A 24,998-nucleotide genomic window follows, 5' to 3' on the forward strand; every position below is an offset into this window, starting at 1 on the left:
GCAGTTTGGCTGCGGGCTTCAACGCGCAAGCCACGGCCGACGACGCCGTGGCGCTGGGCAACAACTCGGTCGCCAATCGCGCCAACACGGTCTCGGTCGGCGCGGCCGGCGCGGAGCGGCAGATCGTCAACGTGGCGGCGGCGACCCAGGACACCGATGCGGTCAACCTGTCCCAGCTCGGCCGGGTCATGGGCGTGTTCGGCGGCGGCGCCAGCTTCGCCGGCGGCGTGTTCACCGCGCCGACCTTCACCGTCCAGGGCAGCGCCTTCAACGACGTCGCCTCGGCGTTCGGCGCGGTCGATGGCCGCCTGACCGATCTGTACGGGCGCATCGCCAACATCCCGGCCGGTCCGCAGGGGCCGCAGGGTCCGCAAGGCCCCCAGGGGCCGCAAGGTCCGCAGGGCCCGCAGGGGCCGCAAGGTCCGGGCGGTTCCGGCGGTTCGCCGCTGTCGGCCAACTACGACGACGCCTCGCGCGACACCTTGACCCTGGAGGGAGCCAACGGCACCCGCGTGGCCAACGTCGCCGACGCCACCGCCGCGACCGACGCGGTCAACCTGCGCCAGATGCAGGCCGGCGACGCGGCCGCGGTGCAGCAGTCCACCGGCTACACCAACCAGCAGATCCAGCAGGCCAACGCCCGCGCCGACGCCGGCGACGCGCGCACCCTGCAGTCGGCCAACAGCTACACCGACCAGCGCATCAACGGCCTGAACCTGGACTTCGGCAATTTCCGCGCCGAGGTCAACGACCGCTTCGAGGACCTGGACCGGCGCATCCGCCGCAACGGCGCGATGTCGGCGGCGATGTCGCAGATGTCGGCCAACAGCGCCTACGCCAAGCCCGGCCGCGGCCGCCTGTCGGTCGGCGCGGGTTTCCAGGACGGCGAGAGCGGCCTGGCCATCGGCTACGGCCGGCGCATCAACGACAACGTCTCGATCAGCATCGGCGCGGCGTTCTCGGGCTCGGAGAGTTCGGGCGGCGTCGGCTTCGGCGTGGATCTGTGACCCGGTAATTGGGCAACGGCCATAACGCGAAAGGCCCGCCGATGCGGGCCTTTCGTTTTGGCGGGTTCGGCGAGGCGACAGGAACGCGCACAGGCCGGCGAAGCCGCGCGGCGCGCACCCCTAATTCCCCGGCTGCCTCACCCGTGCACGCCGTCGATCTCCACCAGCAACTCATGCCGGCACACCGCCGCATGCACCAGGATCCGCGGCACCCGGTCGCCGAAGCGGCGGTCGAGTTCGGCGGCGACCAGCGGCAGGTCGGGCAGGTCGCGCACGTACACCTTCAGGCGCGAGCCGGGGCCGAACGCGGGCGGCAGGCCGGGGCGGTGCTGGCGCGCGGCGCCGATCAGGCTGTCGAAGTTGGCCAGGGTCTCTTCCAACTGCGCCAGCACCGATTCGGCGTGGCGCGATTCGTGGCCGACCACGGCCGCGGTGCCCGACAGCAGCAGCGGCATCTGCGCCGGCGCCGGCGGCAGCATCGCGCGGGCGAAGCTCGGCGACTGCGGGCCGTACTGGCGCGGGTAGCGGTAGGCGCTGACCTGGCGCGGGTTCTCCAGCGGCGTGCCCGGGGTGCGCGAGGCCAGCCAGTACACCTGCAGCCGGCGGGCGCCGTCGACGCGGCCGATCGCGGTCGCCGCGGGCAGGCGCGCGATCGGGAACTCGCCCAGGCCGGCGGCGCGGCCGACGCAGAACACGCGGTAGCGTTCCTCGTCGCCGCGGCCGAGGGTGATGCCGTCGAGGTAGTTCCAGATCCGCAGCAGCTGCGGATAGCCGCGTTGCGCGGTGAACGCCAGCAGCTTGCGGTAGAGGTATTCGGCGGCGCGGCCGATCTCGCCGTTGGCCGGCTCGTCGGGCAGCCGCGCGGGCTCGTCGAGTTCGATCACGCCGAACTGCAGCGCGCCGTCCTCCGACCAGGCCAGGTCGCCGTCGCGTCCGCGCGCGACCGGGCCGCGGCCGCGCCAGCGTTCCAGGCGGCGGTCGCCGGCCGGCTCCAGCGGCACCCGCAGGTAGCGCGGGTCGTCGTGATGCGGGGCGTCGCGGCCGAAGCCGAACAGCGCCAGGGTGTCGTCCTGGGCCAGCGCCTGCGCCGGGTCGGTGTCGAGGTAGTCGACGTCCAGGCGCGGGCCGGCGACGGTCGCGGCGGCCGCGCTCATGCGCGGCCTCGCGGCGGCCGGGCGGCCAGGGCGGCGCGCGGCGCCGGGAGCGGGGTAGGGCGTACGGTCGGAACGGGCGCGGACGGCTCGGCGGAGCCGCCCGCGGCGAGGGCCTGAACGGCCGTCGCGGACGCGGAAACGGAAGGCTTCATGCGCAAATGATAGCTCGCGGGCGGCGCCGACCGCGCATCCGCACGGTCGCAGGCGGGCGCCGGCCATGCCGCATTCGGGCGGCGCAAGTGGTTGATGCCGCAGCGTTTACCCGTGCGCGGGCGGGCGCCGGCGGCGGCCGTGCCGAACCCGGCGGTTGCGCCGTGCCGCGCGATGAAGGATCGTGGCGCCCCTTGCGATAGCGGTTACGGAACGCCCGATGTCTGAACAAAGCCCCGCCGAACGCGAACTGGCGCAGCTGCTGGTCGAGAGCCTGAACCTGGAAGACGTGGCGCCGGAGCAGATCGATCCGGACGCGGCGCTGTTCAACGACGGCCTCGGCCTGGACTCGATCGACGCGCTGGAGCTGGCGCTGGCGATCACCAAGCGCTACGGCTTCCAGTTGCGCTCGGACAACGACGAGAACCGCCGCATCTTCGCCTCGCTGCGCGCGCTGTCGAGCTACATCGAGCAGCACCGCGCCGCCTGAGCGCGCCGCGCGGGGGCGCGGCGTCCTTCCGCCGCCGGAGCCGATTTGCCGTGAACCCAGCAGCCTCCAGCGTCAGCGGCCCGGCGCGCGTGGCCTTGGCCGTCGCCTATCCGCTGCTCGCGCACTGGGCCAGCCACGACGGCGGCGGCGCGCTGGCGGCGTGGGCGCTGGCCGATCTGGTCGTGTTCGTCGCCCTCGACGGTCTGCTGGCGCTGCGGCCGGCGCCGTGGGCGATCGCCGCGGCGCTGCTGGCCGCGCTCGCCGCGCTGGCGCGCACGCCGTATGCGCAGATGCTGCTGCTGACCCCGCCGGTCCTGTTCAACGCCTGGCTGGCGTGGTGGTTTGCGCGCAGCCTGCGCGCGCCGCGCGAGGGCCTGATCACCCGGATCGTGGCCGCCCTGCACGGCTGCGCGCCGGGCGAGCTGGACCCGCCGCTGTACCGCTACACCCGCAGCCTGACCGCGCTGTGGGCGTGGACGATGGGGCTGCTGACCGCGGCCAACGCCGCGCTGGCGCTGATCGCGGTGCCCGACGGGCTGCTGGCGCGGCTGGGCTACCTGCCCTCGCCGTCGATCACCCAGGAGCAGTGGTCGTGGTTCGCCAACATCATCAACTACGGCGTGCTCGGCGCGATGTTCGCCGGCGAGTACCTGGTCCGCCGGCAGCGCTTCCCGGAGCGGCCGGAAAGCGGATTCTTCGATTTCCTGCGGCGCATGGCCCGGCTCGGGCCGCGTTTCTGGAAGGACCTGTTTTCGACCTGATGCGCGACGGCCGCCGCGCGGCTGCGGACCGCGGACGCCGGCTGTGTGAACGCAACTGCACCGAAGCGCCCGGCCGCTGCGCGCGGATCGCGAGAAAACGCTTGCAGCGCCGCCGTTCGGGCGCGTTTCACACACGCGTGTTTTATTCTTCGGGCTCCGCAGCCGCCGCAGCCGCCTGATGAACTTCGTCGTCGCCGCCGATCATCCCTGCCTGCCGGGCCATTTCCCGGACCGGCCGCTGGTGCCCGGCGTGGTCCTGCTGGAGCGCGTGGTCGAGGCGGTGCAGGCGCAGCACGGCGCCTTGTCGGCGTTGCGGCTGCCGCAGGTCAAGTTCCTGCAGCCGCTGCTGCCGGGGCAGACGGCGCGGGTCGAGCTGGAGCGGGTCGAGCCGAAGCCGGCCGATCCGCTGCGGGCCGATCCGGCGCCCGCGCCGCTGCGCTGGCGCTTCCGCGTACGCCGCGGCGAGGACCTGCTGGCCAGCGGCGAGATCGTCGCCGCGGACGCGAGCGCGCCCGCGCCGGCCGGGGACGCGCGCGCATGAGCGCGTCGGCGCACTGGAAGGACCGGCCCGAGGGCGGCAGCCCGCTGGCCTATCGCGTGATCGCCTTCATCGCCCACCGCGGCGGCCGCGGCTGGGCGCGGCTGGCCCTGTATCCGATCGTCGCCTATTACCTGCTGATGCGCGGGCCGGAGCGGCGCGCCTCGCGCGCGTGGCTGGCGCGCGCGCTCGAACGCGCGCCGGGCTGGCTCGAAGTGGCCCGCCACATCCACACCTTCGCCGCGACCATCCTCGACCGGGTGTACATGCTCAGCCGCGGCATGGACGCGTTCGACGTCGACGTGCGCGGCCTGGATTCGCTGGACCCGTACCTGGAGCGCGGCCAGGGCGTGCTGTTGTTCGGCTCGCACCTGGGCAGTTTCGAGGCCTTGCGGGTGCTGGCGCGGCGGCGGCCGCAGCTGCAGGTCAAGGTGGTGCTCGACCGCGGCCACAACGCCGCGCTGATGCGCATGCTCGACGCGCTGGACCCGCAAATCGCCGCCAACGTCATCGACGCCGGCCAGGACGGGCCGAGCATCGTCCTGCAGATCAAGCACGCGGTCGACCACGGCGCGATCGTGGCGATGCTGGTCGATCGCGCCGGGCCCGGCGAGCCGGTGCAGGCCGCGCGCTTCTTCGGCGCGCCGGCGCCGTTCCCGACTTCGCCGTGGCTGGTCGCCGCCGCGCTCAAGCTGCCGGTGGTGCTGGCCTTCGGCCTGTACCGCGGCGGCGCCCGCTACGAGCTGGTGTTCGAATCCTTCGAGCCGGCGCTGAGCATCGAACGGCGCGAGCGTCCCGCGCGGCTGGCCGCGCTGGTCCAGCGCTACGCCGAACGCCTGCAGCATTACGCCCGCAGCGCGCCGTACAACTGGTTCAACTTCTACGATTTCTGGCATGCCGATGACGCTTCCCATGTTCCGCCCGACGCTGCTCTGCCCGACGCTGGCCCTGCTGCTGGCCGCGACGTGGCCGCTCGCCGCGCCGGCTGAGCAGGCCGCCGCACCCGCGCGCGCCGCCGACGAAGGCGCGCAGCCGGCCGATGCGGCCTGGATCCTGCCGCGCCTGGCTCAGCCGGTGCCGGCGCGCACCGACTTCGTCGAGGTGCGCGGCTCGGCCCTGCTCAAGGCGCCGCTGCGGGTGTCCGGCGAATACCGCCGCCCCGACGCCGGCACCCTGGTGCGCGAGGTGCGCGAGCCGTACCCGGAAACCACCACCATCCGCACCGGCGCCAAGCCCGGCCAGGGCGAGGTCAGCATTGCCCGCGCCGGCAAGCCGCCGCGGCGCTTCTCGCTGTCGCGCGCGCCGGAACTGGTGGCGCTGCAGGCCAGCTTCGGCGCCCTGCTCGGCGGCGACCGCGCCGAACTGGAACGCCACTACACGCTCGACGCGCAGGGCACGCGCAGGCAGTGGATCGTGGCGATGAAACCGCGCGACCCGCAGGTCGCCGCGCGCGTGCGCGAGATCGTGCTGCTCGGCCGCGACGAGGAACTGCGCTGCATCGAGACCCGCCCGGCCCGCGGCAACGAACAACAGCGCACCCTGCTCGGCAGCGCCGCGCGCGCCGCCGCCGGCATCGCCGACGCCGGCCAGCTGGCCGCGCTGTGCCGCAGCCACGGCCCGGCGCGTTGATGGCCGCGCCGATCCGGATGACGCCCGCGCGCCGCATCGCCTTCGCCCTGCTGTGGTTGGGCGTGCTGGCCGTGGCCGGCTGGGCGATCGGCGCGCACCTGCAGCTCAGCGGCGACCTGCGCCGGTTCATGCCGAGCGCGCGCACGCCCGCGCAGAAGCTGCTGATCGACGAACTCGGCGAAGGCCCGGGCTCGCGCCTGCTGCTGCTGGCCATCGAAGGCGACGCGCCGGCAGCGCTGGCCGCGCAATCGCAGGCGCTGCGCACGGCGCTGGCGCCGCAGCCGGCGTTCAAGCTGGTCGCCAACGGCGCAGGCCTGGGCCTGGAGGCGGTGCCCGAACGCCTGCGCCCGTACCGTTACCTGCTCTCGCCCACGCTCGACGCGCAGCGGCTCGACGCCGCCTACCTGCGCGAGCAGCTCGACAGCCGGGTGCAGGACCTGGGCTCGCCCGCGGGCGAACTGATCGAGCCGTTGCTGGCCAGCGACCCGACCCTGGAAATGCTGCGCGTGGCCGAGGCCTGGCAGCCGGCGCAGGCGCCGCAGACGCTGGAGGGGGTGTGGTTCGATCCGGCCGGCAAGCAAGCGCTGCTGGCGGTGGAAACCCGCGCCGCCGGTTTCGACCCGGCCGGGCAGGAGCAGGCCATCGCCGCGATCCGCGCCGCGTTCGCGCACGCGCGCGGCGCCAGCCCGGCGCAGCTGACCATCAGCGGCCCGGGCGCGTTTTCGCTGGAGATCGGCGGGCGTACCCAGCGCGAGGCCAGCCTGATCGGCACCGTCGACAGCGTGCTGTTCGTGCTGCTGCTGTGGCTGGCCTACCGCAGCTGGAAGGCGCCGCTGATCGGCGGCCTGCCGCTGGCGACCGCGGGGCTGGCCGGGCTCGGCGCGGTGGCGTGCATCTTCGAGGGCGTGCACGGCATCACCGTGGCGTTCGGCTTCACCTTGATCGGCGTGGTCCAGGACTATCCGATCCATCTCTACAGCCACCAGCGCCCCGGCCTGTCGCCGTGGGCCAGCGCGCGCAGCCTGTGGCCGACGCTGGGCACCGGCGTGGCCTCGACCTGCATCGCCTACCTGACATTCTTCGTCTCCGGCGTCGACGGACTGCAGCAGTTGGCGGTGTTCACCATCGTCGGCCTCGCCACCGCGGCGCTGACCACGCGCTTCGCGCTGCCGGCGCTGATCGATCCGGCGCCGCGCGATGTCGCGCAGTCGCGGCGGCTGGCGCGGGTGTGGAACGCGCTGGCGCGCTGGCCGCGGCTGGGCGTGGCCAGCGTGTCGCTGCTGGCGGCGCTGGCCCTGGCGGTGGTGCTGTTCGTGCCCGGGCCGTTCTGGCAGAACGACCTGGCCAAGCTCACCCCGGTGCCGCAAGCGGCGCTGGCGCGCGATGCGCAGCTGCGCGAGGCGCTCGGCGCGCCGGACGTGCGCTACGTGATCGCGATCGAAGCGAAGGACACGGAAGCCGCGTTGCAGGCCTCCGAAGGCCTGCTCGCGGAATTGCCGCTGCTGCGCCAGCGCGGCGCCATCGCCGGCTTCGACCTGGCCGCGCGCTACCTGCCCAGTGCGCGCACCCAGTCGCAGCGCCAGCAACGCCTGCCCGAGCCGCAGGCGCTGCGCGCGGCGCTGGAGCAAGCGGTCGCGGCGACGCCGTTCCGCGGCGACGTCTTCGCCGATTTCCTGGGCGATGTCGAGGCCGCGCGCCACGCGCCGCCGCTGCGGCCCAAGGACCTGGCCGGCACTGCGCTGGCGACCAGCATCGAGGGCCTGCTGCGCGAACGCGAAGGCCGCGCCACCGCGCTGGTGTCGCTGTCCGGCCTGCACGATCCCGAGGCGGTGGACGCGGTGGTGCGCAGGCACGGCGGACAGTTGCTGGATCTCAAGCAGGCCTCCGAATCGCTGGTGGCCGAATACCGCGGCCGGGTGCTGACCGCGCTGGCCCTGGCCGGCGTGCTGCTGGCGCTGGCGGTGTGGGTGGCGCTGCGCTCGCCGCGGCGGGTGCTGCGGGTGCTGGCGCCGATGGCGCTGAGCACGTTGCTGATCCTGGCCGCGCTGCGCGGCGCCGGGGTCGAGCTCAACCTGTTCCACCTGGTCTCGCTGATCCTCGCCGCCGGCCTGGGCCTGGACTACGCCTTGTTCTTCGACCACGCCGGCGACGACCGCGACGAACAGCTGCGCACCCTGCACGCGGTGATCGTCTGCAGCCTGACCACGTTCATGGTGTTCGCGCTGCTGGCGCTGTCCTCGATCCCGGTCTTGCGCGCGATCGGCGCCACGGTCGCGCTCGGGGTGGTGTTCAACTTCGCGCTGGCGCTGCTGATCGTGCGCGAACCGGCGGCGATGGCGGCCGCGCAGGAGCCTGCCGATGCGCAGCCGTGACGCGATCGCCGCGCTGATCCCGCACCAGGGCCTGATGTGCCTGTGGGAAGAGGTGACCGACTGGGACGGCGAGCGCATCGTCGCGCGCAGCGGCGGCCATCGCGATCCGGCCCATCCGCTGCGCGAGGGCGGGCGCCTGCATGCGCTGCACCTGTGCGAATACGGCGCGCAGCTGATGGCCGTGCACGGCGGCCTGCTGGCGCGCGCGCACGGCGGCCGCGCCCGGCCCGGCGTGCTGGTGGCGCTGCGCGGCGTGGAGCTGCGCGCGGCGCGCATCGACGACCTGCCCGGCGCGCTGGAAGGGCGCGCACGCAAGCTCGCCGCGGGCGAGGACAGCTGGCAATACGAATTCGAAGTCCTGCACGCCGGCGAACTGCTCGCCAGCGGGCGCGCGGCGGTCATGGCGCGCGACGCGTAGACGATCCAGGCACACTGAAACGCGAACGCGGCGGCCCGATGCCGCCGCGTCGCGGCGGAGAACGACGATGAGCGGAGCGGACAAACCGGTGCGGCGGGCGTTGGTGACCGGCGGCAGCGGCGACCTGGGCGGCGCGATCTGCCTGCGCCTGGCGGCGCAGGGCTGGCGGGTGATCGTGCACGCCAACAGCGGCGTCGAGCGCGCCGAGGCGGTGGTGGCGCAGATCCGCGCCGGCGGCGGCGAGGCCGAGGCGGTGGCGTTCGACGTCGCCGACGGCGAGGCCGCGCGCGCGGCGCTGGAACGCCTGCTGCAGGCCGGGCCGATCCAGGGCGTGGTCAACAACGCCGGCATCCACGACGACGGGCCGATGGCCGGCATGAGCGACGCGCAGTGGCGGCGGGTGATCGACGTGTCGCTGCACGGTTTCTTCCACGTCACCCAGCCGCTGTTGCTGCCGATGGCGCGCACCCGCTTCGGCCGCATCGTCAGCGTGTCCTCGGTCGCGGCGGTGCTCGGCAATCGCGGCCAGAGCAACTACGCCGCGGCCAAGGCGGCCCTGCACGGCGCGTCCAAGTCGCTGGCGCGCGAGATGGCCAGCCGCGGCATCACCGTCAACGTGGTCGCGCCCGGCGTGGTCGAGGGGCGCATGGCCGCCGAGGCGTTCGCGCCGGAGGCGATCAAGCAGATGGTGCCGGCCGGCCGCGCCGGCCGCGCCGACGAGGTCGCGGCGGTGGTCGCGTTCCTGTGCTCGGACGATGCGGGCTACGTCAACGGCCAGGTGATCGGGGTCAATGGCGGCATGATCTGAACGCGCCGCCGCCGGTCGGCCGGCGGCGGCCGCCGATGAATGCGGCGGCCGCGGCGATGGCCCGCTTCACCGCGCGGTCGGCCGCGGCGTACTAGCATGGCGCCAGGTCCGTCGACGGAAACGCCACCATGCGCTCGATCCTGCTGCTGCTCGTCTTGGTGTTGGGCCTGGCCGCCTGCGCCAGTTCCCACGTGATCACCGGCCAGCCGCGGCCGCCGGTGCCGGTCGAGCAGGTGCGCGTGTACTTCGCGCCGCCGCCGAGCCGTTACGAGGAAATCGCCCTGTTGCAGAGCAACAGCGGCGCCTTCACCTACGGCGAGCAGAACAAGATGAATTCGGTGATCAACAAGCTGCGCGCCGAAGCGGCCAAGCTCGGCGCCAACGGTGTGTTGTTCCAGGGCACCGAGGATGGCGGCGGCGGCACCGGCGTCAGCGTCGGCGCGGGCGGCGGCAGCTACGGCGGCGGTCGTCATTTCAGCGGCGGCGGCGTCGGCGTGAGCATCAGCCCGCGGCAGAAGTTCGCGCGCGGCGTGGCCGTCTACGTGCTCAATCCGCCGCCGATGAGCGACCGCGGCCCGCAGGATCCGCTGCCGCCGCCTGCGCCGGTCCGCTGAGCGCGGCGCTTGTGGCAGGGCCTTCAGGCCCGATGCTTTTGTAGCCGGTCGCCGGTCGCGATGCAGCGGCCGGCCGCGCCCTCAGCGCGGGCCGGCCGGCGCCTTGCGCCGCGGCGCGCCGGCGAATTCGCCGCTGGGGTCGTCGATCAACGGCGGATTGGCGCGGATGCTGCGGTACATCTGCGGCACCCGCCCGCGCCGCAGGCACTGCAGCACGATGTGCGAGGTGATCCGGCTGAAATCGCGCAGCGGCTTGAAGTGGCTGGCGCGGTAGGCCTGCTCGCCGTCGGCGTTGTAGCGCGATTCGATCGGCACCGAGACGCAGCGCGTGCCCAACCGCTGCGCCGCCGACATCAGGATCTGCGCCTCGAACACGAAGTCCTCGCCCGGCACCCGGTCCAGCGCGGCCACCTCGGCCGGGTACAGGCGCTGCCCGCTCTGGCTGTCGGCGATCTGGTAGCCGGTGCCCCAGGCCACGCCCCAGTCGCCGAACTGGTTGGCCAGCCGCCGGTAGGTGGGCTGGGCCGCGCGCTTGCGCAGGCGCGCGCCGATGACGATGTGGCCGGGATGGCGGTTGCCGCTGTCGATCAGCCGCGCGATGTCCGCGGCCGCGTGCTGGCCGTCGCCGTCCATGGTCAGCACCGCCGCGGCGCCGCGGCGCAGCGCTTCGGCGAAGCCGTCGCGCAGGCTCGCGCCCTTGCCCTGGCGCTGCGGATGGCGCAGCAGCACCGCCGGCAGGTCGGCGATGCGCTCGCCGGTGCCGTCGTCGGAGCCGTCGTCGATCACGATCACCAGCGCGCATTGCGCCAGCGCGCCTTCGACCACTTCGCGGATGCGCAGCGCTTCGTTGAGCGCGGGGATCACCACCGCGACGTTGCCGCGGTGCAGGCGCGCGCGCTCGGCGCGCGGGGCCGGCGCCAGCACCGGCGCGCGCGAAACGGCTTCAGTCATGGTCCAGTTCCAGCCACAGGCTGCGGCCGTTGCCGGCCGGCAGGGCGATGCGATGGACGGCGGCGACGGCCAGCGCGTCGAACAAGGCCAGCATCGGCGCGCTGGCGTTGCCCGCATCGCGCTGCAGCAGGCGCCCCGGCGCGGCCGCGGCGGCCGGCGGATCGCCGAGCCAGGCGTGCAGGCGCGGCGCGCCCGCGCGCGGCGCGCGGCCGAGCACCAGCGCCGCGCCGAGCAAGCCCGCGCTGGGCGCCACCGCGGCGAGCGGGCCGTGGCCGGCGCCGTCGTAGCCGGCCAGCAGCACCGCCGCTTCGCCGGCCGTCAGTTGCGCCAGCGCCTCGATCAGGCCCTGGGCGAAGCTCGCCTCCAGCGCGCTCAGCGCGGTGGCCGGGCGCATCGCGCCGACGCCGATGGTCCAGTAGCCGGCGGCGGCGTTGTGCACCGAGTTGTGGAAGCGGGTCGGCGAGATCGCGCGCGGATCGCTGGCCAGGGTCGCGCACATGTAGTCGGTGATCGCCATGTCGCCGTGGCTGGACGCGAACACCGACGACAGTGCGGCCGGATCGCGCCCGGCCGCGGCGCACGCGGCCGCGGCCACGTCCAGCGCCACCGCCACCGTCTCCGGCGCGCGCCGGCGTTCGTTGGCCGGCAGCAGTTGCGGCGCCGGCCGCGCCGGCGCGTCCGGCGCCGTTTCGCCGCCGAGCGCGTAGGCGCGCGCGGCGTTCCAGTCGGGCAGGCCGCGGCTCCAGTAGCCGACGCCTTCGATCGCGGCGGCGAGCGCGGTGGCGGGACGCGGGGGAGCGCTCATGCGCGCGCGAACACCAGCGAGCAGTTGTTGCCGCCGAAGCCGAAGGAGTTGTTCATGGCGTAGCGGATCGGCGCGAGGGCATTGTCGAAACGGATCTGCGGGCCGTTGCCCGGATCGGGCTCGCGGCTGTTGAGGATGCCCGGCAATTCGCCCGATTCCAGCGCGAGCAGGGCGAAGGCGGATTCGACGATGCCGGCGGCGCCGAGGGTGTGGCCGGTCCAGCCCTTGGTCGAGGACGCGTGCAGCTGCGGCGGGAACAGGGCCGCGACCGCCAGCGCTTCGATCTGGTCGTTGGCCGGCGTGGCGGTGCCGTGCAGGTTGAGGTAACCGATCGCGGCGGGCTCGACGCCGGCGCGCGCGAGCGCCTCGGCCATCGCCAGGCGCGCGCCCAGGCCCTGCGGATGCGGCGTGGACATGTGGTGGGCGTCGCTGGATTCGCCGTAGCCGCGCAACTGCAACCCGGCCTCGCCGGCTTCGCAACGCTCCAGCACCGCGAAGCCGCCGGCTTCGCCGAGCGACAGGCCGGTGCGGCGCGCGTCGAACGGCAGGCACGGTTCGGGCGACACCAGCTGCAGCGAATTGAAGCCGAACAGCACGCTGCCGCACAGCGTATCGACGCCGCCGACCAGTGCGGCGTCGGCGAGCCCGGCGGCGATCAGGCGCGCGGCCTGGGCGAACACCTTGGCGCTGGAGGAGCAGGCGGTGGCGACGGTGACGCAGGGACCGCGCAGGCCGGTGGCCGCGGCGACGAAGGCGCCGGGCGAATGCGGCGTGTGCAGCAGCGCGCGGGCGAACCGCGGCGGGAACTGCGGCGGCTCGCCGTCCAGCGTGGCGTAGGCTTCCTCGGTCGCGCCGATGCTGGCGGTGGAGGTGCCGACGATCACCGCGACGCGCTCGGCGCCGTAGCGCGCGGCGAGCGCGGCGGCGGCCTCGGGCACGCCGTCGTGCTGCAGGCTCAGCCAGGCCAGGCGGTTGTTGCGGCATTCCCAGGCGGCCAGGTGCGCCGGCAGCGGCGCGTCTTCCAGGCCGTCGACGCGGCCGATCCAGCAGTCCAGCAGCGCGTGCCCGGGCGCGGCGGCCGGGAAGTCGTTGCGGCGCAGCCCGCCGCGGCGCTCGCGCAAGGCCCGCGCCTGGGCGTCCAGGCCGCGGCCCAGGGCGGTGGTCGCGGTGTAGGCGCGGATCGCCAGGGGCGTCATCGGTGGAGCGGCGGGCGTCACTGCGGTGGGCGGTCGGCTGGCGGGGAAGTCGGCGAAAGTATAGCCAGCCGGGGCGCGTGGCGACCGCAGCGAAAGGCATCGGGCCGGAAGGCCCTCCCACGAGGGCGCAACAGGCAGGTGTACGCGGGATTCTTGTGGGAGAGCGTTCAGGCCCGGCGCGTTCCGCGCGGCGACCGCGGCCCCCGATCCGCGCGAGTATCATGGCGCCCGCGCCGCGACCCGCGGCCGCCCGCCTCCGATCCTTGCGCACGCCTTGACCACCCGCACCGCCCACCGCCTGTCCCTGTTCGGCGACCGCGACATCCTGCAGGTCGCGGCGGTGACCGCGACCGCGTGCGCGCTCAGCGCCGGCCTGGTCTACCTGGGCTATTTCGTCCACGTGCTGCGGGTGGCGCGCAACGCGCCGTGCCGGCCCGAACGCGGCGAGTGCGTGCTGCTGTTCGGCAAGCATGCGCCCGGCGGCCGTCTCGACCGCGATTTCGAAGCGCGCCTGGACCGCGCGGTGTCGCTGTGGCGCGAGCGCCCGCCGCGCAGCGTGGTGCTGCTCGGCGGCGGCGCCGCGGACGAAACCAGCGAGGCCGAACTGGCCCGCCTGGGCCTGCTCGCGCGCGGCCTGGCCAGCGACGCGCCGCTGCGGCTGGAGGACGCATCGCGCGACACCCTGCAGAACCTGCGCAATGCGCGCGAACTGCTCGGCGACGGCATGCGCTCGCGGGTGACCTTGCTCAGCAGCCGCTATCACCTCGCGCGCTGCGCCTGGTTCGCGCGCCGGCTCGGCTACGACTTCGAACTGTGCGCGGCCGAGCCGCGCCTGCGTTTGGACGCGCGCATGCTGGTGCGGCTGGCCGGCGAGGCGGCCTATGTCTGCCTGAGCGACGTGGGCGCGCGCTGGGCGCGGCTGATCGGCAACCGGCGCATGCTCGCGCGGGTCAGTTGACGCGGCGCGGCTGAATCGTTCATGCGACGCCGCAGCGCCGCGCTTGCTGCGGTCGCACATCCGCAGGGGTTGCGCCGGCACCACGCGCAAGCGGCGAAAACCCCCTGTTTTCCGCACTCCAACGGCCCGCGCGCGCGGCGGCGCGCGGTCTTTTCGTTCACGTTCGGCTGAGAACTTGCTCACGCTTCTGGTGCCTGTTGGCGGTGAAAGCGTGAGCCTGGGCTAGAGTCGGGACGCCTCCGGGCCGTCGCGCGCCGTCGCGCGGCGACGGTCGGCGGAGCCCGCGCCTGCCTCAGGCCATCAACGTCCGGGACCCACGCGTTCCGCGACGACATCACGTCAAGGAGAGCCGTATGAAGACCGCCAACGCCAAGTCCGCCGCGCCGTCGCCGAAGCTGGCGCCGGGCCAGCAGCAGAAGAAGACCCAGGGCCAGGGCCAGCAGTTCGCGCCGCGCTCGTGCTCGCGTTTCATCTACTGCGTCTGATTCGCCGCCCGTGAGCGGCGCGCGGGCGCGTCCCGCGCAACGTTCCCCCGCCGCGGCCGTCGCCGCGGCTTCGCCACCGTAGGAGCACCGACCGATGAAGAAGCAAGCCGCCACCGTGAAGCCCGCCGCCAAGCCGGCCAACCCCGTGCTGAAGCTGGGCGAAGTGCGCAAGCAGGCGCCGGCCCAGGCCGCCTATCGCGCGTCCACCTGCATCCGCGTCTACTGCATCCTCTGACGCCTGCCGCCGCACCCGACGACGGCCGGCCGCGCGCCGGCCGTCGTTTCTGCGCCGCCGCGCGGCGAGGGCGCGCCGCCCGCCACGGCTGTCCGCGCTTGCCGCCGAGCGCCCAACGATGACATGCCGCCGCGCCGCGCGATGACGTCCGCCCGATCCGTTCCGCCCCCTTCGCCGACCCCGCCCGCCGCGCGCCCGCCGCGCGACGATGCCGGCCCCTTGCTGCAACGCTGGCTGTCCGCGCTGGAGCGCGGCGGCGAGGCGTGGTGGTGGCCGCCGCGCGCGCGCCTGGGCGAGGGCGGCCTGCTCGAACCCGCGCGCGCCTGGCGCGGCGCCGCCGACGCCGCGCGCCTGCAGGCGCTGCTGGCCGATCCGCGCCTGCGCGCCTGGCGCGCGTTCCTGGCCGCGCTGGAGCGCGATTGCGCCGCGCTCGCGCGCCGCCACGCGACGCGGGTGGCGCCGGCCGCGCTGGCGCTGGACAACGGCGAGCTGCATGCGCCGGTGGTGCTGCAGGCGCTGCGCCATTGCCTGGCGCCGCGGCGCATGCGCCTGCATGCGCGGCTGCAGGCGCTGCGCGACTGCCATCGGCGCTTCCTGGAACTGTTCCTGCGCCGGCTGCGCCGCGACGGCGAGGCCGGCGCGCTCGGCGCGCACGGCCGCAGCGGCGCGGTGCGCGCGCTGTGGGCGCATCCGGAGGAAACCCACAACGGCCGCCAACGCGTGCTGCGGGTCGAATTCGAGCGCGGCGGCGCGCTGGCCTACAAGCCGCGCCCGGCCGACGCCGAGATCGCGTTCCTGGCCGCGCGCGAACGCGCCGGCGTGTTCGCCGCGATCAACGCCCTGCCGGCCGCGGCCGGCCCGGTGCGGCTGCCGACCCTGGACGCGTTCCACGGCGCGCCGCGCGCGCGCGATCGCGGCCGCTACCTGTGGCAGGAATGGATCGAACCGCCGCCCGGCTACCGCCGCATCCGCAGCGCGGGCGGCGGCGAGGGCGAGCGCGCCACCGTGCTGGGACCGCGCGCGGCGGCGCGGCTGTGGCGCCGCGCCGGCAACCTGGCCGCGGCGAGTTTCGGTTTCGGCCTGGTCGATCTGGGCCCCGGCAACGTGCTGGCCGGCGAGCGCGCGGGCGAGACCGTGCTGATCCCGGTGGATCTGGAAATCTGCCTGTTCCCGGTGCGGCGGCTGGAGGACACCGGCCTGGTCGTCGGCGAGCGCGACGAAGGCCGCTACGCGCCCGGGCTGGAGCGCGCCGGCGCGGCCCAGAGCGAAGGGCCGGCGTTGGTGTGGCTGCGCGACGACGATCGCGCGCGGCTGCGCGCCGGCGAAAGCGACGCGCCGGCCGGCGCGCCGATCCGCGCCGGCGAGTGGCGGCTGTACGCGAACCGGCGGCCGTGGCGCCGCCGCGCCTCGCGCACGCTGGTGCGCGACCGCGCCGGCGCGGTCGGCTACGCGGCCTACCTGCCGGGCTTCCTGCGCGGCATGTTCGATGCCTGGATGCTGCTGCACTTGCACAGCGAGCGCGTCGCCGCCGAGTTGCGCCGCGCGCTGCGCGGCGGCTGCACGCGGGTGTTGCTGCGGCCGACCGCGGATTACCTGGCCGCGCTCGACGCCGGCGTGTTCGATCAAGCCGCGGCCGACGGCGCCGGGTCGGCGCAGCCGTTCAACGCCGCCGAACGTCGCCAGCTCGCGCGCGGCGACGTGCCGTATTTCTTCCGCCAGCTGCGCGCCGACGCGCCGTTGTGGGCGCTGTCGCCGCCGCCGCAGTCGCGGTTGCAGCGCGTGCCGTTGCGCGCGGCGCAGCGGCCGCCGATGAATCCCGCGCCGGAACTGCTGGCCGGCCCCGAGTTCGCGCCGCTGGACCTGTGCGTGGCGCTGCGCGACGCGGTCGCGCACGCCCTGGCCGACCCGGCGGCGCGGCTGCCGGTGTGCGGCGAATGCGGCGACGCGCGCCTGGGCGTGCGGCTGCGCTGGTGGGGCGCGCGCGACGGCGAGGCCGCGTTCGACTGGCCGGCGCAGGACCGGCGCCTGGTCTATCGCTGGGACGGCGAATCGATGCACCTGCGGATCGAAGAGCTGTCCGCGGCGCAGGCGGGCGACGGCGAACCGGCCGAAGACGACGCGCTCGACGACCCCGCGCAGATCGCCGAGCGCCTGCTGCGGATCGACCGCATCGACGCGGCGCTGCGCGCGCCGTGGACCGCGAGCGGCTTCGCCGACGCCGCGCTCGACGCGCAATTGCGCGAACGCGTGGACGCGGCGATGGACTGGCTGCAACGCGTGGTCGCGCGCCACGGCTGGCCCGGCCACGCCCTGGTCGGCGCGCCGGCCGCCGCGGCCGCGTGCCGCCTGCTGCAGCACGCCGACGGGCCTCACGCGTTCCAGGACCGCTGCCTGCGGCTGGTCGAACGCGCCGCCCGCGACGGCGACATGGGCCTGCGCGAGCTGGCCTACCTCACCGACGCGCTGCGCGTGCAGCGCGGCCGCAAGCAGCGCTTCGGCACCAAGTTCCGCCGCCGCGGCGCGGCGCTGGAGCCGTGCCCGATCGAGCAGCCGGCGCAGGTCGACGCGCGGCGCCGGGCGATGGGGCTGGAACCGTTGGCCGATTACGCCCAGCGCGTGCGCAGCGCGTTCGAGGCCGCGCCCGCGTGAGCGCCGCGCCGGATCTCGACGATGCGCCGAGCCGGAACGGTGCGCCGGCCCCGGCCGGCGCGCCCGGCATCGACTGGTCGCCGCTGTGGCCGCACTGGGACCGCCGCGCCGCGCTGATGCGCGGCGCAGGCGCGCCGCCGTTGTCGCCGCAGCGCGCGTTCGCGCTGATCGCGCGCGCGGCCGAACCGTTCCGCGCCGGCACCCGCTTCATGGCCTTGCCCGACGTGCGCTTCTACCGCGACGGCGCGCAGCTGCGCGCGCCCGGCGACCTGCTGCCCGGCGCCGAGGACCGCGGCGATCCGCAGCGCTATCTGCAGCGCGTGCGCGAACGCCTCGACGGCGCGCGCTTCCAGTTGCGGGTGGCGCATCCGCTGTTCCTGGACTACCCGCTGTGGGCGCGCACGCGCGAACTGCTGGCGCCGCTGTTCGCGCGCCTGGGCCTGCCGGCGCTGCCGGTCGAGGCGAGCCTGTGGATCGGCGACGCCGACGCGGCCACGCTGGGCCTGCGCCTGGCGCCGCGGCATGTGCTGATCCAGTTGCCGCTGCTGGGCGCGTGCGCGCTGCGTTCGTGGCGCGCGCGTCCCGCGGCCGGGCGCGCGCCGGCGCAGGCCTTGCGCGCGCGGCCCGGCGAGGCGCTGTGCTGGCCGGGCCGGCACTGGCACGAACTGGGCGACGAAGGCGGCTGCCTGGGCCTGGCGCTGCGCGTGCCGGTGCGCGGCGGCGACGCGATGATCGCGGCCAAGGACGCGCTGGCCGACAGCATCGACGCCGAACTCGGCGCCGACGAACGCGTGGCGATGCTGGCGTTCCCGCCGCCGCGAGCGCAACCCGGCGCGACCGAATTGGCGCCGTTGGCGCGGGTCGCCGCGGCGATGCGCGCGGCGGTGGCGAGCGGCGCGCTGGAACGCACGTTGCGCGCGGGCTGGCTGGAACGCGCCAGCGCCGGCGCGCTGGAACCGGTGCCGGTGCCGCGCGCGTCGTCGCGCCTGCGCGCCGGCGACGAGATCGAATGCGATCCGCGCAACCCGCTGCTGCGCCAGCGCGAGGATGCGGGCTGGCGCTGGGCGGTGGCCGGCCACAGCTTCGCCATGCCCGATCACCCGCGCCTGGACCGGCTGCTGGCGCAGTTGCGCGGCGGCGCGGCGACGCGCGTGTCGGCCTTGTGCGCGCGCGAGTCCGGGCGCGGCGTCGATCCCGATCTGGTCGCGGTGCTGCAGCGCCTGTACGAACTGCGCGGCCTGCGCCGCTGCGGCGACGGGGAGGAGGCATGAGCGCATCCGACCCGCGCCGCCGCCCGCGCGTGCGCGACACGCTGGATTGGCCGGCGTTCGTCGCCCAGGACTGGGATCGCCGTCCGGTGCTGTTCAAGGGCGTCGCCCACGGCCGCCCGTTCGCTGTTTCCGAAGTGTTCCGCAGCGCCGTGGCGGCGGCCGCGCGCAGCCGCCGGCGCCTGCCGGACGAGCCGGACAACACCGTGCTCACCCTCGGCCGCCTGCAGCAGCTCGATCCCGCGCCGTGGATGCCGCGGCGCGAGGACGGGTTACCGCGAACGCATGCTGGCCGCGCTCGGCGAACGCCGCTACGCGCTGGTGATCAGCGCGTTCCACAGCTACCGCTGGCCGCTGTGGCGCAGCGAGCGCGCGTTCTTCGCGCCGCTGTGGCGCGAAGCGGGGCTGCCGGTCACCGGCGCGATCACCACCTTGTTCCACGGCAACTACGAATCCACCCCGGTCGGCGTGCACCGCGACCGCTTCGCCACCTTCATGATCCCGGTGCAGGGACGCAAGCGCATGCGTTTCTGGACGCGCAAGCCGTGGCGCGAGGCGATCTCGACCCTGCCGGATTACCGCGCCCATCTCGACAGTTCGTTCCTGGTCGAGGCCGAACCCGGCGACGTGCTGTATTGGCCGGCCGATTACTACCACGTCGGCGAGAGCGTCGACGGCGGCGTCTCCACCAGCGTCAATCTCGGCGTGCCGCGGCACGAGCACCGGCCGGTGTACGAACTGGAAGACCTGATGGTCGATCTCGGCCGCGCCGATGCGCAGATCGACCCGGCCGCGCAGTTGTTGCGCGCCGCGTTGCCGGCCGGGCTGGCGGTGCTGGCGCCGACGCGGATCGGCGCCGACGGCGTGCTCGCCGAGGCCTTGCCGCCGGCCCTGCAGGCCGCCTTGGGCAGCGTCCGGGCGATGGCGGCGCCGCCGGCGCTGCGGGCGCGGGTGCGCGCGGTGTCGCTGCAACGTTTGGCCGCCGGCGGCTTCGAACCGCCGCCGGCGCGTGCGCCGGCGCGCGCGTTCGCGGCCGACGCGCGGGTGGCCCTGATCGAAACCGTGTTGCGCCGGCGCGAACGCGGCGGCTGGCGCTTCGCCGCGCACGGCCACGGCCTGCGCGTGGACGGCGACGCCGCGGCCGAACGCGCGCTGCTGGCGCGCCTGGACGCGGGCGCGCCGGTGCCGGTGCGCGAACTGCTGCGCGGCCGCGCCGGCGAGCGCCGCGCCGCGGCGGCGCTGCTGGCCTGGCTCGACGAATGCCGCGCGCTGCGCCGGCTGCGCGCCTGAGCGGCCGGCGTCGGCGAAAAAACTTTCATCCCGCGAAAACTCGGCGCCGTGATCGCTGCCTGCGGCTTGTGTGACTGCGATCAGCCGGGCGCAGCGTATCGGCCTTGCGCGGGCCGCCTTTTGCGCGAAGTTTTGTGGCAGGCGCCGTCGCCGGCGGCGCTCAGCCGTCCTCGCGGCGCGCGCGCGACGGGCGCGGCGGCTCGTAGCGGGCGGCGTCCTGGCGCGCGCCGTCCTGCCGCGCCATCGCCTCGCGCAGGTGCGCCTCGCCGCCCGAACACACCGCCAGCACCCGGCAACGGCCCGGCGCGGCGGCGATGTAGGCATGGCCCATGGCGCTGTCGAAATAGATCGAGTCGCCGGTCTCCAGCCGCGCCGGCGCGTACAGCTCGGTGTGCAGTTCGATCGCGCCTTCCAGCACCATCGCGAACTCTTCGCCGCTGTGGCGGATCAGCTCGCCGAACTCGTCCAGGCTGCGCGCGCGGACCTCGGCGATGATCGGCACCAGCCGCTTGTTGAGCAGTTCCGAGGCCGGATAGAGGTGATCGTAGTTCTCGGTGCGGATCGCGTAGCCCTCGCCGGCGCGGGTGATGCTGCGGCGTCCGCTGAAGGCGTCGTTGCCGGCCGGCGGCTGGTTCGAGAACAACTCGCCGATGTCCACTTCCAGGCCCTGGGCGATGCGGGTGAGCTTGTCGAAGCTCAGCGACATCTTGCCGTTCTCGATCTTGGACAAGGTGGAGATCGGCAGCCCGGTGCGGGCGCCGATCTCGGCCAGGGTCCAGCCGCGCTGGCGGCGCAGGGCGCGCAGGGCGACGCCGGGATTGGGAGCGGCGGCGGGCGCGGCGACGATGACGGTCTTGCTGCGCTTGGCGGGCATGGACGGGGCCGGAAAGGGGCACACGCGACTCTAGGGCCGGGGGCGGAGACTTGCCAAGCGTGGCGAGGCGAGGATTGTGCCGATTGTGAAACGCGGTTGGTTGTTTTGAAAATGGAGAGCCGGGAGCCGGGAGCCGGGAGCCGGGAGCCGGGAGCCGGGAGCCGGGAGCCGGGAGCCGGGAGCCGGGAGCCGGCGGCGCGGGCCGGTCCGGGGATGGACGAGTCGGTCGGGCTGGCCTGAGCCGAGCCGGGAAGGCGCGGGCCGGGAGTCGGGGTTCGGGCGTGGGGCCTGACGGCGCGGGGCAGGGCAGGGCGGGCGCGGCCGCGGACGCTTTGGCAGCGCCGTTTGCGCGGGCGCGGGTTGGCCGGCGTTGCCGCCGATGCGTCGCCGCGGGCGCGTACACTGCCGGGCTGCCGTCGGCCCTGGCGCCGGGTGCGGTCGCGATGATGGATGTGCCGGGGCGACGCCCCGGGCGAGAGGGGGTTTTAGGGATGAGTGGGAAGGTCTGGGCTTGGGCGTGGCGCGTCGGTGCGTCGGTGGGGTTGTGCTGGGCGTTGGCAGCGGCGGCGCAGCCGCCCGCTGCGCCGGAACCGGGCACGCCGGCGGCGGCCGCGGCCGATGCCGGCCCGGCTGGGTCGCGGCCGTCCGATCCACACCCTGCCGATCCGCGCCCGTCCGAAGCGCGCCCGCCCGCTGCGGCGCCGCGCGCCTCCGGTGCCGCCGCGTTCCCGGCCACGACCACCGCGGTGCCGCTGACGCCGTCGCCGGCCCCCGCGGCCGCACCGCCGCCTGCGGCGGGCGCGTTGTCGGCGCCCGCGCCGGTGGCGGTGCCGATCGCGCCGCCGCCCGCACCCGCACCCGCGCCCGCTGAAACCCGCCGCCCCGCGCCGGCCGCGCCCGCCGCGGCGCCGCCGCCGGCGCGCACGGGCGCGACGCCCGCACCGCCCGCGACTTCCACGTCTGCACCGGCCGCCACCCCGCGCCCACCGGCGCCGACGCCGGCACCCGCTTCCGGTTCGCTGCGCACGGCCACGCCGCCGCGTACGCCGGCCGCAGCGCCTTCGCCGCCCGCGACTTCGACGCCCGCGCCGGCCGCGACGCCGCGCCCGCCGGCGCCGACGCCGACGCCCGCCTCCGGTTCGCTGCGCACCGCGACGCCGCCGCGTACGCCAGCCGCTCCGCCCGCGCCGGCGTCGTCGTCCGGCAGCGGGGCGACGAACCGTCCGGCCGCCGCCCCGGCGCCGCGCCCGGCTCCGGCGACGCCGCCGCGCACAACCAGCGCTCCCGCATCTGCCGCTCCCGCACCCGCCGCGTCGCGTCCGGCCCCGGCTACACCGGCCGCGTCGCGTCCGGCCCCAGCGGCCTCCACCCCGGCTCTGTCGCGTCCGACCCCGGCCGCCTCCGCACCGGCCACGCCGCATCCCGCCCCGGCTGCGCCGGCGCGGCGACCGGCCGCGGTCCCCGCGCCCGCGCCCGCGCCGCCACGCGGCCCCTCGGCGGCCGTGCGCGCCGCGACCAGCGCGCCGCCGCCCTCGCGCGTGATCATCGATCCGCCGGCGCCCCAGCGCCCGCCCGGGTCGGCGCCCTATGTCGCGCCGCTGTCGGGCGGGGTGATCCGCCAGGCCTCGCCGCTGGCCGAGGGCGGCGTCGGCGACGACACCCAGGCGATCCCGCTGCGGCCGTTGCCGCCGCCCGCGCCCAAGCCTGCCGCGCCGCCGCCCGTGCCGGTGCCAGTGCCGCCGCCCGTGCCTGTTCCGGCACCCGCGCCCGCGCCCGCGCCCGCGCCGATCGCCGTCGCGCCCCAGCCGACCGCGCTGCCGCCGCCCGCGCCGGTCGCGGTGGCGCCGCTGCCGGCCGAGCCCGGCGCCGACGAAGGCGGCGAGATCCTGCTCGACGCCGATGCCGGCGGCGGCCTGGCGCCGACCCCGGCGCTGGTCTCGGTCGACGTCGAGGCCTACGCCGACGGCCTGGTGCCCAGCGCCCTGGCCCGCGGCGGCCTGGCCGGCGCGGTGGTGGTGGTGGTCAAGGACGGCCAGGTGATCCTGGCCAAGGGCTACGGCTACGCCGACCGCGCCAAGGGCCGGCCGATGGACGCCGCGCGCACGGTGATCCGCCCCGGTTCGATCTCCAAGCTGTTCACCTGGACCGCGGTGATGCAGCTGGTCGAACAGGGCAAGCTCGACCTCGACGCCGACGTCAACGACTACCTCGACTTCCGCATCCGCGACTACCAGGGCCAGCCGCTGACCCTGCGCCACCTGATGACCCACAGCGCCGGCTTCGAGGAATCGGCCAAGCACCTGTTCGCCGCCGACCCCTCGCGCCTGCGCCCGCTGCGCGCCTACCTGGAGACCGTGCAGCCCGAGCGCATCTACCCGCCCGGGCAGGTGCCGGCCTATTCCAACTACGGCGTGGCCCTGGCCGGCTACATCGTCGAGCGCGTCGCCCGGCAGCCGTTCAACGACTACATCGAACAGCGCGTGCTGATGCCGCTGGACATGCGCCGCTCGACCTTCCGCCAGCCGCTGCCCAAGGGCCTGGCCGGCGACGCCGCGCTCGGCTACGCCCAGGCCGGCGCCGCGCCGATCCCGTTCGAACTGGTCAACGCCGCGCCGGCCGGCGCGCTGTCCACCACCGGCCGCGACATGGCCAACTTCATGATCGCCCAGCTCGACCAGGGCCGGTTCCGCGGCGCCGAGATCCTCAAGCCCTACACCGCGCAGGCGATGCAGCGGGTGGCGGTGCGGCCGATCGCCGGGCTCGACGCGATGACGCTGGGCTTCTTCCGCCGCGACAAGCACGGCCTGACCGCGCTCGGCCACGGCGGCGCGACCGAGGCCTTCCAGAGCAGCCTGGTGTTGCTGCCGGACAAGAGGCTGGGCGTGTTCGTGTCGGTGGACGGCCCCGGCAAGGCCGGGCGCGCGCTGCACCGCGACCTCGTCGACGGCCTGCTCAAGCGCTACTACCCCGAGCGCGGCGCGCCGCCGGCGACGCGCCTGACCGCGCGCCTGCACGGCAAGCAACTGGTCGGGCGCTACGAGAACAGCCGCCAGTCGGCGAGCAATTTCCTCGCCATCGCGCGCCTGCTCGGCAGCGCGGCGGTCTCGCTCAACGACGACGACACCGTCTCGGTCTCGACCCTGCGCGCGCGCGACGGGCGGATCAAGCGCTGGCGCGAGATCGAGCCTTACGTGTGGCAGGAAGTCGACGGCGACAGCCGCCTGGCGGCCAAGCGCGTGGACGGCAGGATCGTCGCGATCGGCACCGACGACGCGCCGCCGGCGATGTGGCTGCAGCCGGTGCCGGCGTGGCGCTCGGCGGGCTGGATGCTGCCGCTGTTCTACGCGGCCGTGGCGGTGCACGTGCTGGCGCTGGCGCTGTGGCCGGCGGCGGCGCTGGTGCGCCGGCACACCCAGCGCCGGCTCAAGCTCGACGGACGCGAGCGCGACCTGCGCCTGCTGACCTTCTTCGGCCTGATCGCGAACCTGCTGTTGCTGGCGCTGTGGGCGTGGATGTTCGGACGCATCGACCTGTCGCCGCGATTGCTCGACGGCCAGCTCGACTCCGGCCTGCGCATAGCGCAGTTGCTGGGGCTGTTGAGCGTGGCGGTCGCGGTGGTGTCGATCCTCAACGTGCGCCAGACCCTGCGTCCGCCGGTGCACCGCGTGCGCCGGGCGTGCGCGGTGGCGATCGCGGCGGCCTGCGTGGCGGTGGTGTGGTTCGTGTTCGCGCTGCACACGATGCAGTGGTCGCTGGTGTATTGAGGCGGGCGGGGCGGCGCGCGGTGAAGACCCGCGCGTGGCCTGGGCGCGCGTCTTGATCGTGTTTCGTGGTCGCAGCCCGCATCGTTGCTGCGGGCTTGGGCCAGCGGCAACGCAATCCATCACCCACAACGATTCCGGCTAAAGCGGGAATCGACAAGATATTGCCGCTGCCGCTGCCGCTGCCGCTGCCGCTGCCGCCGTAGCCGTAGCCGTAGCCGTAGCCGTAGCCGTTGCTGTTCGCTCGGACGAAACCCCATGCGAAGCACACGTTCCGCAGCCCCGCAGGGCGTGCGCATGGATGCGCACGCGCGCCATGGGGCAGGATGCCCCTTATGGCGCGGCCCCGCGCCCGGTGCTGGACCTAGTGGCTCTTGATTCGAAACAGCAATGCCTTTTCTTTGGTTACTTTCTTTGTGGCTTTGGACAAAGAAAGTGACCCGGCCGCTTGCGGACGGAAGCTTTTGATGCTGGCTTGTCCTCACTCGCCACCGCGACAAAGGTTGACCCTTCCTCGGTACGCCCCCTGTAGGAGCGGCGCAAGCCGCGACCGCGCCACCACAACGATTGCGAAGATTTCGTCGT

General features: G+C 75.0%; 22 protein-coding genes. 17 read left to right on the plus strand and 5 right to left on the minus strand.

The window, feature by feature from the left end:
• Positions 1–1,007: YadA-like family protein (locus tag BLV01_RS27150; RefSeq protein WP_175486229.1), on the plus strand; the 1,007-nt coding region annotated here is incomplete at its 5' end.
• Between the two features lie 137 nt (positions 1,008–1,144).
• Here the strand turns inward: BLV01_RS27150 and BLV01_RS23605 are convergent.
• Entirely contained in the window at positions 1,145–2,161 is a 1,017-nt protein-coding gene (locus tag BLV01_RS23605; protein WP_091806000.1) for a chorismate transformation FkbO/Hyg5 family protein, read from the minus strand.
• 370 nt (positions 2,162–2,531) lie between these two features.
• Here BLV01_RS23605 and BLV01_RS23610 point away from each other — a divergent pair, with 370 nt between their 5' ends.
• The 9 genes from BLV01_RS23610 (at position 2,532) to BLV01_RS23650 (ending at position 9,941) form a co-directional block, all read left to right on the plus strand.
• Positions 2,532–2,801 (plus strand): phosphopantetheine-binding protein, encoded by a 270-nt coding sequence (locus tag BLV01_RS23610; protein WP_091806003.1) that lies wholly within the window; start codon positions 2,532–2,534, stop codon positions 2,799–2,801.
• Between the two features lie 50 nt (positions 2,802–2,851).
• Positions 2,852–3,562: a COG4648 family protein gene (locus tag BLV01_RS23615; protein ID WP_091806006.1), complete on the plus strand. Its 711-nt coding sequence runs from the start codon at positions 2,852–2,854 to the stop codon at positions 3,560–3,562.
• Between the two features lie 178 nt (positions 3,563–3,740).
• Complete coding sequence (locus BLV01_RS23620; RefSeq protein ID WP_091806009.1) at positions 3,741–4,103, plus strand: ApeI family dehydratase; 363 nt, start codon at positions 3,741–3,743, stop codon at positions 4,101–4,103.
• Entirely contained in the window at positions 4,100–5,089 is a 990-nt protein-coding gene (locus BLV01_RS23625; RefSeq protein WP_091806013.1) for an LpxL/LpxP family acyltransferase, read from the plus strand. Before BLV01_RS23620 ends, BLV01_RS23625 begins: the two co-directional genes overlap by 4 nt.
• Positions 5,013–5,729: a LolA-related protein gene (locus BLV01_RS23630; protein WP_256375634.1), complete on the plus strand. Its 717-nt coding sequence runs from the start codon at positions 5,013–5,015 to the stop codon at positions 5,727–5,729. Before BLV01_RS23625 ends, BLV01_RS23630 begins: the two co-directional genes overlap by 77 nt.
• Complete coding sequence (locus BLV01_RS23635; RefSeq protein WP_091806059.1) at positions 5,729–8,101, plus strand: MMPL family transporter; 2,373 nt, start codon at positions 5,729–5,731, stop codon at positions 8,099–8,101. The genes BLV01_RS23630 and BLV01_RS23635 overlap by 1 nt, the downstream gene beginning before the upstream one ends.
• A complete protein-coding gene (locus BLV01_RS23640) occupies positions 8,088–8,519 on the plus strand; it encodes a hotdog family protein (RefSeq protein ID WP_091806019.1) in 432 nt (143 codons plus the stop codon). The genes BLV01_RS23635 and BLV01_RS23640 overlap by 14 nt, the downstream gene beginning before the upstream one ends.
• A 67-nt stretch (positions 8,520–8,586) precedes the next feature.
• Complete coding sequence (gene fabG / locus BLV01_RS23645) at positions 8,587–9,327, plus strand: 3-oxoacyl-ACP reductase FabG (protein WP_091806022.1); 741 nt, start codon at positions 8,587–8,589, stop codon at positions 9,325–9,327.
• Positions 9,328–9,455: 128 nt separating this feature from the next.
• A complete protein-coding gene (locus BLV01_RS23650; RefSeq protein WP_091806025.1) occupies positions 9,456–9,941 on the plus strand; it encodes a DUF4156 domain-containing protein in 486 nt (161 codons plus the stop codon).
• 81 nt (positions 9,942–10,022) lie between these two features.
• Here BLV01_RS23650 and BLV01_RS23655 read toward each other — a convergent pair whose 3' ends face one another.
• The 3 genes from BLV01_RS23655 to BLV01_RS23665 are packed head-to-tail and all read right to left on the minus strand — an operon-like array spanning position 10,023 to position 12,893.
• Positions 10,023–10,892 carry a glycosyltransferase family 2 protein gene (locus BLV01_RS23655; protein WP_091806028.1) on the minus strand — a complete coding sequence of 290 codons (870 nt, stop codon included), beginning with the start codon at positions 10,890–10,892 and terminating at the stop codon, positions 10,023–10,025.
• Complete coding sequence (locus BLV01_RS23660) at positions 10,885–11,697, minus strand: beta-ketoacyl synthase chain length factor (RefSeq protein WP_091806031.1); 813 nt, start codon at positions 11,695–11,697, stop codon at positions 10,885–10,887. Before BLV01_RS23660 ends, BLV01_RS23655 begins: the two co-directional genes overlap by 8 nt.
• Entirely contained in the window at positions 11,694–12,893 is a 1,200-nt protein-coding gene (locus tag BLV01_RS23665; RefSeq protein ID WP_091806035.1) for a beta-ketoacyl-[acyl-carrier-protein] synthase family protein, read from the minus strand. The genes BLV01_RS23660 and BLV01_RS23665 overlap by 4 nt, the downstream gene beginning before the upstream one ends.
• Positions 12,894–13,167: 274 nt before the next feature.
• Between BLV01_RS23665 and BLV01_RS23670 the strand changes: the two genes are divergently transcribed.
• The 6 genes from BLV01_RS23670 (at position 13,168) to BLV01_RS23685 (ending at position 19,778) form a co-directional block, all read left to right on the plus strand.
• Positions 13,168–13,851, plus strand: a complete 684-nt coding sequence (locus BLV01_RS23670; RefSeq protein WP_175486230.1) for a YdcF family protein — start codon at positions 13,168–13,170, stop codon at positions 13,849–13,851.
• Between the two features lie 353 nt (positions 13,852–14,204).
• Complete coding sequence (locus BLV01_RS27075) at positions 14,205–14,336, plus strand: hypothetical protein (protein WP_256375635.1); 132 nt, start codon at positions 14,205–14,207, stop codon at positions 14,334–14,336.
• A 94-nt stretch (positions 14,337–14,430) separates the two neighbouring features.
• On the plus strand, positions 14,431–14,571 hold the full coding sequence (locus BLV01_RS26510; RefSeq protein WP_175486231.1) for a hypothetical protein: 141 nt from the start codon (positions 14,431–14,433) through the stop codon (positions 14,569–14,571).
• Positions 14,572–14,790: 219 nt separating this feature from the next.
• The gene (locus BLV01_RS23675) at positions 14,791–17,220 is read left to right on the plus strand and encodes a DUF6624 domain-containing protein (RefSeq protein WP_139179139.1); all 2,430 of its coding nucleotides are present in this window, start codon (positions 14,791–14,793) and stop codon (positions 17,218–17,220) included.
• Positions 17,217–18,491: a hypothetical protein gene (locus tag BLV01_RS23680; protein WP_091806044.1), complete on the plus strand. Its 1,275-nt coding sequence runs from the start codon at positions 17,217–17,219 to the stop codon at positions 18,489–18,491. The genes BLV01_RS23675 and BLV01_RS23680 overlap by 4 nt, the downstream gene beginning before the upstream one ends.
• A gap of 282 nt (positions 18,492–18,773) precedes the next feature.
• Positions 18,774–19,778, plus strand: a complete 1,005-nt coding sequence (locus tag BLV01_RS23685) for a JmjC domain-containing protein (protein WP_091806048.1) — start codon at positions 18,774–18,776, stop codon at positions 19,776–19,778.
• A gap of 160 nt (positions 19,779–19,938) precedes the next feature.
• Here the strand turns inward: BLV01_RS23685 and BLV01_RS23690 are convergent, their stop codons facing one another.
• Positions 19,939–20,652 carry a helix-turn-helix domain-containing protein gene (locus BLV01_RS23690; protein WP_078997177.1) on the minus strand — a complete coding sequence of 238 codons (714 nt, stop codon included), beginning with the start codon at positions 20,650–20,652 and terminating at the stop codon, positions 19,939–19,941.
• 1,502 nt (positions 20,653–22,154) lie between these two features.
• Here BLV01_RS23690 and BLV01_RS23695 point away from each other — a divergent pair.
• Entirely contained in the window at positions 22,155–24,416 is a 2,262-nt protein-coding gene (locus tag BLV01_RS23695; protein WP_091806051.1) for a serine hydrolase domain-containing protein, read from the plus strand.
• The last annotated feature ends 582 nt before the right edge of the window (positions 24,417–24,998 follow it).

The sequence above is a fragment of the Lysobacter sp. yr284 genome (assembly GCF_900107375.1).
Classification (GTDB): domain Bacteria; phylum Pseudomonadota; class Gammaproteobacteria; order Xanthomonadales; family Xanthomonadaceae; genus Lysobacter.